This window comes from Lachnoclostridium sp. Marseille-P6806 (assembly GCF_964238185.1).
Classification (GTDB): domain Bacteria; phylum Bacillota; class Clostridia; order Lachnospirales; family Lachnospiraceae; genus Brotaphodocola.
In genome coordinates this window covers 22,234-34,605 of the sequence record NZ_CAXSLG010000013.1, presented here as the reverse complement: position 1 = coordinate 34,605, position 12,372 = coordinate 22,234, and the positions used below count along the sequence as shown (strand labels likewise).

Genomic DNA, 12,372 nt, shown 5'->3' with positions numbered 1-12,372 from the left:
CTTTGGAGAACAGATTCAGGAGATAGGAATGAGTATATTAAAACCATTGAAAATAGGTGAACTGATAGCGAAATACCCGATTATTCAGGGAGGAATGGGGGTCGGAATCAGCCTTTCCTCTCTGGCCGGAGCCGTGGCTAAGGCCGGAGGAATCGGAATTATTTCCACTGCTCAGATTGGATTTCAGGATCCGGACTTTTTAAAGGCGCCTCTGGAAGCCAATTTAAAGGCAATTAAAACGGAATTTGATAAGGCCAGAGCGATTGCGCCTAATGGAATTATCGGATTCAATATTATGGTGGCAACAAAAAACTATGCGCTGTATGTGAAGGAGGCAATCAAGGCTGGAGCTGATATTATTATTTCCGGCGCAGGACTGCCTGTAACACTGCCGGAGCTGACAGAGGGAGCAAAAACAAAAATTGCCCCGATTGTTTCTACGGCAAAATCAGCTATGGTGATCTGTAAAATGTGGGATCGGAAGTTTCACAGAATTCCTGATCTCCTGGTGATTGAGGGGCCTCTGGCAGGCGGCCATCTGGGCTTTTCCAGAGAGCAGCTGGCTCAGTACGGGGCAGATACGGCTCATGTTTCTGAAACCTACAGCCAGGATGCCTACGATGAGGAAATCCGCGGAATTATGAAGGTTGTAAAGACCTATGAAGATAAGTATGAAACGCATATTCCTGTAGCGGTTGCCGGAGGAATTTACACGCATCAGGATGTTCTTCACGCGCTGGAGCTGGGGGCAGACGGGGTTCAGGTGGCAACCCGTTTTGTAACAACAGAGGAGTGTGATGCTCCTATGTGCTACAAGCAGTCCTATATTGATGCGAAGGAAGAGGATATTGTGATTACGCAGAGTCCGGTGGGAATGCCGGGACGAGCAATCAGGAACCATTTTCTGGAGCAGGTAGAGGAAAGAAAGGCCAAGGGAGAAAATGCAAAGATTTCTCACTGCTATCAGTGTCTGGAGCACTGTAATCCGGCCAGCATTCCTTACTGTATTACAAAGGCCCTGTCCAACGCAGCAGAAGGAGTTCTTGATCAGGCTCTGCTTTTCTGCGGCACCAATGCCAGCCGTGCCGAGAAAATTGAAACGGTTGAGGCTGTAATAAAGGATCTGGCAGGAGAGCCTGTCTGACAGACATAAAAAGCCTGTTATTTCCATAGACTGAAAGCAAGGAAGCTGGGAAGAGACAGGAAGATGTTAAATAATATATGGAGCTTTATGATTCTTGCGGGGGTGCTCTGGGGAGCTGCAAATGGCAATTTAAGTGCGGTTACCCAGAGCCTCATTGATTCTGCAGGGGCGGCGGTGTCTCTGGCCCTTACCATGCTGGGAATCATGTCTTTTTGGTGCGGAATTCTTCAGGTAGGAATGAATGCCGGACTGATTGACTGGTTTACGGGAAAAATGGGTCCTTTGCTGGATTTTCTGTTTCCTGATGTAAAGGACGGACATCCGGCCAGAAAGCCTTTGGCTGTCAATCTGGCAGCAAATATGCTGGGGGTGGGCATGGCGGCTACTCCGGCCGGACTGGAGGCTATGAAGGCGCTGGCAAAGGAAAGCAGGGGAGAGGCAAGCAATGCCATGTGTACCTTTCTGGTTCTCAATGTGTCATCTCTGCAGCTGATTCCTGTTTCTATGATTGCCTACCGCAGTCAGTATCACTCCGCGGCTCCGGCAGCTGTGGTAGGGCCTGCGTTGATTGCGACAGGCTGTTCTACACTGGCAGCTGTTATATTCTGTAAAATTGCGGAATGGATATCTGGGAGGAAAGGTCTATGATCCTGTGGATTTCCCAGATTCTGATTCCGTTGACAGTCTGTTACATTATAGGTTTTGGTCTGTTGTCAGGACGGCCGGTATTTGATGATTTTTTAGAGGGAGCTGCGTCAGGAATGAAAACGGCAGCCGGACTGCTTCCGGTGTTTGTGGGACTTATGATTGCTGTAGGTGTTCTGAGAAGCTCTGGCCTATTGGAGACTCTGGGACAGTGGCTTTCTATCCCGGCTGGGTGGCTGCACTTGCCGACAGAACTGGTTCCTGTTACGCTGGTGCGTCTGGTATCCAACTCGGCTGCCACAGGGCTTCTGTTGGATCTGTTTGAAAAGGCAGGTCCGGATTCCCCTCTGGGAATGTGTGCTTCTGTTATGATGAGCTGCACAGAGACGGTTTTTTACTGTCTCAGTGTATACTTTGGTTCTGTCAATGTAAGAAAAACCCGGTATGCCCTGGCAGGAGCTTTATTTGCCACAGGTGTGGGAGTGGCGGTCAGCATATGGCTGACTTTGGGTTTTTCATAAAAAAAACACAACCCTGTAAGAATTTCCTAATAAATAGCAGGTTGTCGAACAAATAGAAATCATGTATAATCATGAAGAGACTTTTTGCCTTCATGTGCGATAAGGAGAAAATGTGGATACTTATGCAGCATTGAACGATGTTCTGGTGAATCTGTTCCGTGATATTATGGAACTGGAGGAACAGGCGATTATTACTCAGGAATATCAGGATATAACAAACAATGATATGCATGTGATCGAGGCCATCGGAGTGGGAGAGCCTAAGAATATGTCAACCATAGCCAAGCTGCTTTCTGTGACAGTAGGAACTCTGACCATAGCCATGAACAGCCTTGTGAAAAAGGGTTATGTGATCCGGGAAAGAGGAAAAGAGGATCGGCGAGTGGTTTATATTTCTCTGTCGGAAAAAGGGCTGCGGGCTTACCGCCATCATGAAGAGTTTCATCGGCAGATGATCGAAGCTGTGCTGGAAAATCTGACTGAGGATGAGACAGAAAGTCTGGTAAAAGCACTTGCGAAGCTGGAACGATGGTTCCGCAGAACTGAGGAGAATTAGAAGGAGGCACTTTCAATTATGAAAAAGGCAGTCATGTGTTTTATTGGTGCCATGATGGTTTTGTCACTGGCAGCATGTACGCCGACTATGGAAAAGCATAAGGTTGGCGAGGTACAGAATTCTGATATGGCAGTTCCCAAGAGTACTCAGGGGCCTGGCGTTGTAACAGATAAGACACCGGATCTGGACGCACCGGATCTGGATATTATTTCGATATATACAGTCAGCGAGGACGGTTCCAAGCTGGAAGGCACCATGGAAGGTGTAGAGACACTGGATGCTCAGGCGCTGGTGGATCTGCTGATTCAGTATAACGTTCTTGATGAGGGAACAAAGGCAGTATCCTTTACGGCAGAGGGTACACCGGCAAGTGAAGAGGTTGGCCCTGGTGTTGTGAAGATTCCAGGCTTTAAGATTGAAAATGATACAAAGGAATACGGCACGCTGGAGCTGTCACAGTTCCCGGAGGGGGATCAGGCAGAGATGAAGCTGCAGGCTGTAGCAAATACCTTTATTGAGAATATGAAGCTGGTTTATCTGACTGTAACAGCAGATGGTCAGACTCTGGGAGAGAACATGACCTTCGAGGATGCAGGGAAATAAATGGTAACTATTCAGGACGGCGGGAGCAATCTCTGATGTTTCTTGTTCGGCCTTGCCGGACAAGAAGATGGCTCGTTTTGAGCAGTTACCAATAAGTTGATTGACAGGGAGCGGCTGCAAGGCGCAGACGAAGTTAAAATGACTTCACTGCGTTTTGTGGCGGCTCTTTTATCATTTCAGGTGTAACAGTTATGCAAAGATTAAGGCAGGAAGAAGGGGGAAGAAAAGTGAAAGAAAAAAACAGGTGTATAAAAATCAGTCGTTGGTGGCTGACAGTTCCGGCGGTCTATGTGCTGATGATTTTGATAATATTGCGGTTATATGTAATAACAGGGGAAAATTGGCATATAATAGATATTTCTGTGCAGCCGTTTGATACTGCATTCCAGCTGGAGGTGACTTCCTCTAATCCTCAGCTGGATATTGCTTCATTGACGGATGGATTGAAGCTCAAGCAGGAAAAAATGCAAAAGGAAGGGATGACCGGATGGATAATCCAGGGAACGATTCCAAAAGAATCAGTGGGAACCAGGCAGGAGATTCTTGTGAGCTGTGTGGACGACCAGGAGAAGGGAAGCTGGAAAATAAGAAACTGGCAGAAAACAGGAATACCGTTGACTGTCAGATTTGAGAAAAAAACTTTGAAATGGATATATCTTCTGGCCACAGTGTTTGAGACTTTATTTTTAATTTTGTTTTTATATGAGAGAAAAAGAGGAAAATATAGATCTGCAGCAGAGTCTGTGGCAAATCAGATTTATCAAAACAGTTTGCCAGGAGACGTATCAGCATGGAAAATGGGAGAGCAGCTTTTCCATATGTATGAAAAACGGGCTGCGCTGGAGGAGGCTGCGTTTTGTATCATCTTTGGCGGAGACATACTGATTATGGTGTATATGCTAATAATGAAATCAGGAAGCTGCCGGGGAAGCTCTTATGTCATGATGGCTTTTCTGTATCTCATTATGATTCCATGGGCATATATTGTGAGACGGAGAAAAAGAAGCCTGCAGACACTGCTGCAGCAGGAGACAAGACCGCTTACGGCTGCATATGCGAATCTGATGGCGGCTGCCTGTGGATCCTGTATGCAGAGGGAAAGACAGGTGCTTTTGTATCACGCAGCGCTGGGATTTCAAAGGGCCGGAAGGTTTGAGGCGGCTTTGCTGATATCAAATTGCTGGAGAACCTGGCCGTGTAAAAACCAGTATCTTCGTCTTCAGGAGAGCAGGGTGCGTTCAGTATGCCTGGAATTTATGGGAAATATGGAGGAAGCGAAGGCGGAGAAGGACTTTCAGAAGCAGATTCAGGCTCAGAAGCCTTCTTTTACAAAGCGACAGGCAGAACGGATTTATGCAAAGGGGCTGGAAATGAAACTTGCCTTGGAGGAACACAGGCTGGAGGATGCCTGCAGGGCAGGGAGACAGTATCTCCAGATGAGTAAGGAGCCTGGAACCTGGCCCTGGATTTATAATCAACTGAGGATGATATATCTGGAAATGGGAAAGGAAGAAGAGGCGCAGGAGCTGGAATGTCAGCTTATGAGCTTCAGTTCTGAAAACCGGGAAGTGGCGGAGCTTATGAAAAATTACGCCATGCCGGGGCAGAGATGTGAGAAGGAGGCAGGCATACTGGAGCGATTCAGGAAACAGGAGAGAATTCTCAGAGCGGGAATTGGAGCAGCTGCAGGTGTGATTCTGGCTTTAATGATTGGCGTTTGGGTAAACCAGGAGCTGGCTTTTGGAGCAGTTACAGTGGATATGGCAGAGGCGGAAAGTCAGACAGCCGGAGAGATTCAGACAGAGGGGGAAGCCAGTACAGCCGGGGAGATTCAGATAGAGAGGGAAGCCAGTACAGCCGAGGCGGTTCAGACAGAGGGGGAAGCCGGGGAAGCCGGGGCAGCCGGGCGGCTTCAGGTAGAAAATGAAGAAGAAACAGAGCGTTTATCTCCCCCAGCATTTTCTATTGATATTCCAGATGAATGGTTAGAGTTGATTGTGGAAGAAGAGAGAGAGAATGGCGGACGGATCTATTATCAGAAAAGCTCTTATGAAAAGATGGGGGATGGGATGATATTTTCCATAGTTATTTATGATGACGGTTCTTACATTGATGTACCAGAAAGTCGTGTGTTAGGCACAGATGGTCCCTATGTGTATCTGCTTTGTAAGCCTACAGATGTGTGTTATTACTGGGAAGATGAGTCCATTCGAGAAGAGTATGCCAGACTGCAGAATCAAATAGAAGAGATTATAAAAACATTCCAGATTGATTCTAAGACAGCTTCTTATGATGGGGGAGAATATATTTTCCCGAACAGCCATCAGGTGTATTTAAAGGAGTCAGAGCTGCTGAATCTGTCAGATGATGCCCTGCGGCTGGCAAAAAATGAGATTTATGCCCGTCATGGCCGCAGATTTCAGGATCAGGATCTGCAGATATACTTTGAAGGTAAGTCCTGGTATCACGGTACAGTGGAAGCTTCCGCATTTGATGAAAGTGTTTTTAATCAATATGAAAAAGCAAATGTGGTGCTGATTCAGAAGGAACAGGGTAAAAGAGAATAAGTGAATGTATTGAAATTCATACAATTTTCTTACATCCATTGCATAAGAATTGAAAAAACAGTATAGTGATAGCATAAAGTGTAGAAAATTCAGAATAATTTCTGGGAAGGGGGCGAGAAAGGCAATGCTTGAGGTTTGCGATCTGGAAAAATCATACGGGCATCATCCGGTATTAAGAAAGATATCATTTTCAGCAAAGCCAGGCACCTGTGTGGGCATTGTGGGAGGAAACGGATGTGGGAAAACAACGCTTTTGTCTATTCTTGCCGGAGCAAGGAAACCAGATGGGGGAAGGATTTTATTTGATAGCCAGGAAGCTGTGAGCAATCCAAAGATTTTTTCTCAGGCAGCAGCTTACGTTCCTCAGGAAAATCCGCTGATAGAGGAACTGACTGTGAGAGATAATCTGAGGCTTTGGTACCGGGGCAGCAAAAAGGAGCTGGAAAAGGATCTCATCTCCGGGCCAGCTGCAATGCTGGGAGTGGATCAGATGCTGAAAAAGACGGTTTGCACGTTGTCTGGCGGAATGAAAAAAAGGCTGAGTATTGCCTGTGCCCTGTCTAATCATGCTTCTGTATTGATTTTAGATGAGCCGGGGGCGGCGCTTGATTTAGAATGCAAGGCCGTGATTCGAGATTATCTGGAGCAGTACAGAAGGCTTGGGGGAACGATTCTTTTAACATCTCATGAGATGGCGGAGCTAAGCCTGTGTACAGAATTGTATGTGCTGCGGGACGGGCACATGGAATCAGTTCCCGGCGGATTATCAGAAATGGAACTGATTAAGTGCTTTAAAAACGGGACTTTTGCAGATACTCAGGAGCTGAAACAGAGAGAGGTACCATAAAAACAATGGAGGAAATGTGTATGAAGTGTATGAAATGCGGAGCTGAACTACAGGAAAATGAAAAGATCTGCCGTGTATGTGGTCAGGAAACAGAGACTGTGGAGACAAATGCCCTGAAGGAGGAAACAAAAGGGACGTCAGATACGACGGATGGGTTGGCAGCATCAGAGCAGGCAGTTTCCGAAAGTCCGGAGCCCGAGAAAAAGAAGCCCGAGAAAAAGAAGTCCGGGAAAATGATGATCGGTGTGGCTGCGGCAGTGGCAGCAGTGGGAATTGGAATTGCAGTAGTACCGCGGCTGATGGAGGATCCGAAAAAAACGGTGATTGCAGCTTTCGAAAGCGTAAATTCTGATAATCAGATAACCGGGGCAGAGGAAATATTTGGTTTAAGGGAATTTTTGGAAAATTATGGAAAGGTCAACTGTGAAAGTATTTTTCGAATGCAGATAGACGGCTGTTCTCAACCGGGAATGGAGATGCTGACAGGAGCTGGCTTGGAGATCCGCTCAAAGGCAGATTTGGAAAACTGGAAATCAAGAGCAGAAATGGCTCTGAATTATAATCATATGGATCTGGCAGAACTCCAGTTCTATTATGGAGATCAGGTGTTTATGGCAGCTGTACCAGAGCTGGTGGATCGTGTTTTTACTCTGAAAATAAATGACAGCCTGGGGGACAGTTTGAAAAATTCTCCAACGGTGGCTCCCTATCTGGAGGCATCTGGAGTGGATACAGAGCAGCTGGCAGAGCTGGTGCAGGAGATGATGAAAAAGCCGGAAAATGGAACCGCAAAGGGACAGCTTGATTTTCCAGGACTTTTGGACAGGTATCAAAAGGGCTGTAAGGCGAAGGAAAGTTTTCAGCAGGCGATGATGGTAGAGAAAGCAGAAAAAGGAAGCTTTTTGGTAGATGGAAAGGAGACCGTTTGTAAAGGATACCATGTACAGATCAGCAAGGATTCTCTGATTGCATTTCTCCGTACATCCTCGGATTTTTTCCTGAATGATGAGGAACTGAAAGAGCAATATCTGGATCAGCTGAGACTGAGCGTATCTATGACAGAGCTGTTTTCTGGAGCAATGGCGGCTGGAGATCTTCCCTCCGCAGAGGAAATGCTGCAGCAGAGTTATGATGAAGTCAAAGAGCAGACAGACTGGATGATTCAGATTCTGGAACAGTCTCTTCAGGATGTGGATATGACGGTTTATGTAGATCCGAAAGGACGGCTTGCCAGCCTGACAGGAACAACAACAGTTGTGGAAGCAGATATGGAAGCAGCAGAATCGGAACCGACAAATGAAGAAGCCGGGACAGGAGACAGCAGTGATGCGGCGAAAGGAACAGGCGAGGGCAGCGGAGCAAATACAGATGAGGCTGTAAAGGAGAAAAGAGAGGCGCAGATTGATTTTGCTCTGGATCTTCATGGTGGAAGCTACCTGACAGAGAATATGAACGGACGTCTCAGCATTACGTCAGAGGGCGCGACAACGGATATTCTGTATGAAAAAGAGGAAAGCTATGACGGGGAGCAGCTGGACAGCGATCATACGGTGTCTGTTCTTTCCTCAGATGGAAATATTACAATGAATGCATCTGGTACTTACATAACGGAGAGTGGATCCTGCCAGCTGGATATGGAACTTCTTGTTCCAGAAATGCAGCCGATAAAGATTCACGGGTCTGGCATGGTGACAGAGCTGGAGAAAGGAAAATCTATCTATGCAGATATAGACTCCTTGTCTGTTGAGGCAGAAGGAATTACCATGAATTTCAGCGGTGAGCTGGGATACGGTCCTCTTTCGGAAGAAGTATTGCCTCTGGAGGGAGAGGAGCTGGATGTGCTGGCAGCAACAGAAGAGGACTGGGGAGAGATTATGATGGAGGTATACGGGAATATTTTCGGACTGATGTCTCAGCTTGCAGGTATACAGTAGGCATAGAGGTAAAATAGAAGACGGCGGGAGTTTACAGAAAATGAAGTCCTATTTCATATTGATTCAGTTAGAAGTAAAACGGGCTCTGAAACGGCTTGGATATCTGTATCTTGGTATGGCTGCCCTGCTGATTCTGGCAGGGACGGCCGCCTTCCTCACAGGCCGTCTGGCATATGGAGACAGGGTTTCTGAGAGAATTTCCATTGGCGTTGTTCTTCCGGAAAATGACAGACTGGCTGGAAAAGCCATGTCTATGGCCGCGTCTTTGGAAAGTGTAAGCAGTCTCTGCGATTTTGTTACTGTGGATGGGAAAACAGCGGAAGAGGGATTGAAAAACGGAGAATTTTATGCAGTTATGAAAATTCCGGAGGGTCTGGTAGAAAGCATTATGGATGGGACCAATCTTCCTGTCCGCGTGGTGTTTCCAGGGAAAGCTTCAGTAGAGGGCCGTATTTTCCGGGAGCTGACAGAGGCAGGAGCAGCAATCCTTGGCTCAGCTCAGGCAGGAATTTACGCCGGGGATCAGGTGATTCAGACGAAAGGTGAAAGCATGGGGCTTTCTCCGGAGGAAAGTCAGGAGGCGATTGCCTGTTCCGAACAGGATTTGAATGAAATATATCTGTCCTACAGCCTTGCCAGAGAGGATTATTTTCTGGCCCAGAAGGTTTCAGCAACCGGAGATTTGGATATGGTTTCTTATTATGGCATCAGCGGTTTTATTTTGGCACTGCTTTTGATGGCAATTCCTGTATCAGGCTATTTGATGCCATGGAATGAGGCAATGAAAAGCCAGTTGACTCGGGCAGGGATTGGAGGGGGAAAGAGAGTTCTGGCCAGAGTGGCAGGGCTTGGTTATCTGTTTATTTTGGCAGCGGTTCCGATGTGGCTGATATATGGGCTGTTAGAGGGAGAGATTTTTACAGGAAAAATAAGTGGAAATCAGTTGTTTGATCTTTTGCGGCAGATGATTTGCATATGCTCTGTCTGTGCAGGGGCGGCGGTTTTGGCAGTGTTTTTGTTTGAGGCATCTGGAAGTCTGCTTGGAGGAATGATGCTTTTATTTTTGACAGCGGCAGCACAGCATTTCCTGGCAGGTGGTTTTCTTCCTCTGGTGTTTCTTCCTGGAGCAGTCCGAAAGCTGGCGCCGTTTCTTCCTTCAGGAATTTTGATGGATGTAATGAAAACAGCAGTAAGCGGAGTCTGGAATTTTTCAGCAGTGTTCCGGCTGATTCTTATGTTTGCGGTGTTTTTTGCCGGAAGTTATGCGCTGGAGGTGAGGGAAAAATGAGACAGATCTTTATGTGGTTTTTTCTTTCCTGTAAACGATATCTGCGCCGTTTTTCTTTTGTGCTTATTCTTCTTTGCCTTCCGGCAGGGGCCTGGTGGATAGGAAATCTGGAAAAAAGCGGAGACAACAGGATTCGGATTGCAGTGTGCGTGGAATCTGATTCCGGTGATGCTTTGGCAGAGGGGCTGGTGCAGGCGCTTACGGAAAAAAGCAGGGCATCCGGCGAGAGTATGTTTCTGTTTTACCGGTGTGAATCTGCAGAAGAAATCAAAGAACAGGTGGCGTCCCGAAAAGCGGAATGTGGATATGCAGTGGCAGCAGATTTGGGAAAGCGGATGGAAGAGGGCAGTTATAAACGAAGTATCCGTGTTTTTTCTGCGCCATCCACAACAACGGCAGAATTATCCACAGAGGTGGTATTTGCAGAACTGGCATCTGTGTATAACCGCGAGGTTTTAGAAAATTATGTGGAAAATGGCCGTGGTTTTTCTTTTGCAGGAGAAGCTGGAGGGGAACAAAGAGAACAGCTTGCCTTTCAGGCCGGTGAGTATTATAATATTTGGATGGAAAATGGAGGAATTTTTCAATTTGAATATGAAACTCTGAATTCTATCGTGGGAATACAACAGGAAGCTTCAGGCAGAAAAGCCGGAATGGAAGGGGTATTTCCAGTAAGAGGACTTGCGGCTGTGTATGTATTTGTAACAGGAATTTATGGTTCAGTCATTGGAGCAGAGGATGAACGGAGAAATCTGTATGTATGGATAGACAGACGAAAAAGAGGCTGGTGCAGGCTGACTGCCCAGGCCGCCCCGGTATTTTTGGCAGCAGTTTCAGCACTGGCGGCTACCTGGCTGGGAGAGGAGAATTTTTCTGGAATCTCAGGTCTTGCAGCGGAAGCGGGAATCATGGCCGCTTATGGGCTGGCAGTTGTTCTGTTTTCCCGGCTGCTGGGACTGATGTGGAAAAAACCGGAAATTCTTTGCTGTCTGATTCCGTTTTTTCTTATGGGAAGTTTGATCTTTTGTCCTGTTTTGGCAGATATCAGCAGGTATTTTCCGGCAGCAGGGTGGCTGGGACGGTTGTTTCTGCCCTGGTATTACCTGCAGTGTTTTTAGGAGAAATTTTACCTTAGCCTCTATTCTTTTCAACAAGTAACAAGAAAAAATGACACAAGGAGGGCGCAATGGATACGAATGTATTTTCATATATCCTTGCTGTTGCAGACAGTAAGAGCATCTCCGGAGCTGCGAGGCAATTATTCATGTCGCAGCCAGCTCTGACAAAACAACTGGGGAAGTTAGAATCTGAACTGGGATTTAAGATATTTGATCGCAGCCATTCGCCGTTGACGGTTACAGAAAAAGGGAAAATTTTTTTAGAATTTGCTGTTAAATATCAGGAATTAGAAAAGGAACTGAATTGTAGTCTTGCTCAAGCAAATAAAATGCCGGTCAGGCCAGTCCGAGTGGCAACCACTCATCGAGGCGGACACTATGCAGGCGTACATACAGCAGATTTTTTAAAATGTTATCCAGAAACATCTTTAGAGTATCTGGATATGAGTGCGGAAGAATGTGAAAAAGCTTTGGAAGAGGAAAGTGTAGATTTGGCTATTTATACAGATCCTGTCATGTCGGGGCAAATAGAATATATGCCTTTGGAGGAGGATCCGTTAGTATTCGTAATCCCAATCGGCAATGAACTTCTTTCGGGTATAGATACTACAGGCTCAAATCTATTTCATCCGGTGCTTATCGAAGCTGAAAAATTCCGCTCTCCCGCTCTTCGTTATATCTTATCTACACCGGAACACAGTCTTTATTATGCGGAGTGTGCATTCTTAAAAAAATTTAGAATCCGGCCCACGGCTCCATTACGGATTGATTATGTGGACACCCGCTACGCGATAGCCTGCGGAGGAGGTGGAATTGTCCTGGTTCCAAGGATTACTGTAATGAAGGCAGAGCATACTGACCAGGTAGTTTATGGTATGTTAAAAGAAGAAGGTATTTACCGTTATGTTATTGTTGCTAGAAAAAAGGGACGTATTCTTCCTAAAGAGGCCCAGGAATTTTGGCGTTTTATGGTAGGACAGAGATTTCGTAATACCAAATTGGAATAGGCGTTATTCCGGTTTAGAATAAAAAAATGAGTAATATTGGAAGCCTTCTTCTGTATTGCATAAAAAAGCTTGCTGAAAAGCAGGCTTTTTTTAGACAGATATAGTTTGATTCCAAACAGTTATAAAAGCAAACCATATACAG

11 protein-coding genes are annotated in these 12,372 nt (G+C 46.2%); all 11 read left to right on the top strand.

The features are described from left to right. The first annotated feature begins 28 nt into the window (after positions 1-28). The 11 genes from ACESON_RS14530 (at position 29) to ACESON_RS14480 (ending at position 12,230) form a co-directional block, all read left to right on the top strand. Complete coding sequence (locus ACESON_RS14530; RefSeq protein ID WP_177958092.1) at positions 29-1,144, top strand: nitronate monooxygenase; 1,116 nt, start codon at positions 29-31, stop codon at positions 1,142-1,144. 63 nt (positions 1,145-1,207) lie between these two features. Next, positions 1,208-1,792, top strand: a complete 585-nt coding sequence (locus ACESON_RS14525) for a nucleoside recognition domain-containing protein (protein ID WP_177958091.1) — start codon at positions 1,208-1,210, stop codon at positions 1,790-1,792. After that, complete coding sequence (locus ACESON_RS14520) at positions 1,789-2,310, top strand: nucleoside recognition domain-containing protein (RefSeq protein ID WP_177958090.1); 522 nt, start codon at positions 1,789-1,791, stop codon at positions 2,308-2,310. Before ACESON_RS14525 ends, ACESON_RS14520 begins: the two co-directional genes overlap by 4 nt. 112 nt (positions 2,311-2,422) lie before the next feature. After that, complete coding sequence (locus ACESON_RS14515) at positions 2,423-2,866, top strand: MarR family winged helix-turn-helix transcriptional regulator (RefSeq protein WP_373110635.1); 444 nt, start codon at positions 2,423-2,425, stop codon at positions 2,864-2,866. 18 nt (positions 2,867-2,884) lie between these two features. Next, entirely contained in the window at positions 2,885-3,469 is a 585-nt protein-coding gene (locus tag ACESON_RS14510) for a hypothetical protein (RefSeq protein ID WP_177958089.1), read from the top strand. A 227-nt stretch (positions 3,470-3,696) separates the two neighbouring features. Beyond that, the gene (locus ACESON_RS14505) at positions 3,697-6,036 is read left to right on the top strand and encodes a YARHG domain-containing protein (protein ID WP_373110633.1); all 2,340 of its coding nucleotides are present in this window, start codon (positions 3,697-3,699) and stop codon (positions 6,034-6,036) included. Between the two features lie 124 nt (positions 6,037-6,160). Next, positions 6,161-6,883: an ABC transporter ATP-binding protein gene (locus ACESON_RS14500; protein WP_373110632.1), complete on the top strand. Its 723-nt coding sequence runs from the start codon at positions 6,161-6,163 to the stop codon at positions 6,881-6,883. A gap of 20 nt (positions 6,884-6,903) precedes the next feature. Continuing rightward, on the top strand, positions 6,904-8,817 hold the full coding sequence (locus ACESON_RS14495) for a zinc ribbon domain-containing protein (RefSeq protein ID WP_373110630.1): 1,914 nt from the start codon (positions 6,904-6,906) through the stop codon (positions 8,815-8,817). A gap of 40 nt (positions 8,818-8,857) precedes the next feature. Next, positions 8,858-10,105, top strand: coding sequence for an ABC transporter permease (locus tag ACESON_RS14490; RefSeq protein WP_373110628.1), 1,248 nt, complete (start codon positions 8,858-8,860; stop codon positions 10,103-10,105). Continuing rightward, the gene (locus tag ACESON_RS14485) at positions 10,102-11,223 is read left to right on the top strand and encodes a hypothetical protein (RefSeq protein ID WP_373110627.1); all 1,122 of its coding nucleotides are present in this window, start codon (positions 10,102-10,104) and stop codon (positions 11,221-11,223) included. The genes ACESON_RS14490 and ACESON_RS14485 overlap by 4 nt, the downstream gene beginning before the upstream one ends. Before the next feature lie 68 nt (positions 11,224-11,291). After that, entirely contained in the window at positions 11,292-12,230 is a 939-nt protein-coding gene (locus ACESON_RS14480) for a LysR family transcriptional regulator (RefSeq protein WP_177958251.1), read from the top strand. Positions 12,231-12,372: the final 142 nt, after the last annotated feature.

Bases quoted from the DNA above. Each gene is read 5' to 3' on its own strand.
- ACESON_RS14530 (WP_177958092.1), top strand. From the start codon at position 29: ATGAGTATATTAAAACCATTGAAAATAGGTGAACTGATAGCGAAATAC.
- ACESON_RS14525 (WP_177958091.1), top strand. From the start codon at position 1,208: ATGTTAAATAATATATGGAGCTTTATGATTCTTGCGGGGGTGCTCTGG.
- ACESON_RS14520 (WP_177958090.1), top strand. From the start codon at position 1,789: ATGATCCTGTGGATTTCCCAGATTCTGATTCCGTTGACAGTCTGTTAC.
- ACESON_RS14510 (WP_177958089.1), top strand. From the start codon at position 2,885: ATGAAAAAGGCAGTCATGTGTTTTATTGGTGCCATGATGGTTTTGTCA.
- ACESON_RS14500 (WP_373110632.1), top strand. From the start codon at position 6,161: ATGCTTGAGGTTTGCGATCTGGAAAAATCATACGGGCATCATCCGGTA.
- ACESON_RS14495 (WP_373110630.1), top strand. From the start codon at position 6,904: ATGAAGTGTATGAAATGCGGAGCTGAACTACAGGAAAATGAAAAGATC.
- ACESON_RS14490 (WP_373110628.1), top strand. From the start codon at position 8,858: ATGAAGTCCTATTTCATATTGATTCAGTTAGAAGTAAAACGGGCTCTG.
- ACESON_RS14485 (WP_373110627.1), top strand. From the start codon at position 10,102: ATGAGACAGATCTTTATGTGGTTTTTTCTTTCCTGTAAACGATATCTG.
- ACESON_RS14480 (WP_177958251.1), top strand. From the start codon at position 11,292: ATGGATACGAATGTATTTTCATATATCCTTGCTGTTGCAGACAGTAAG.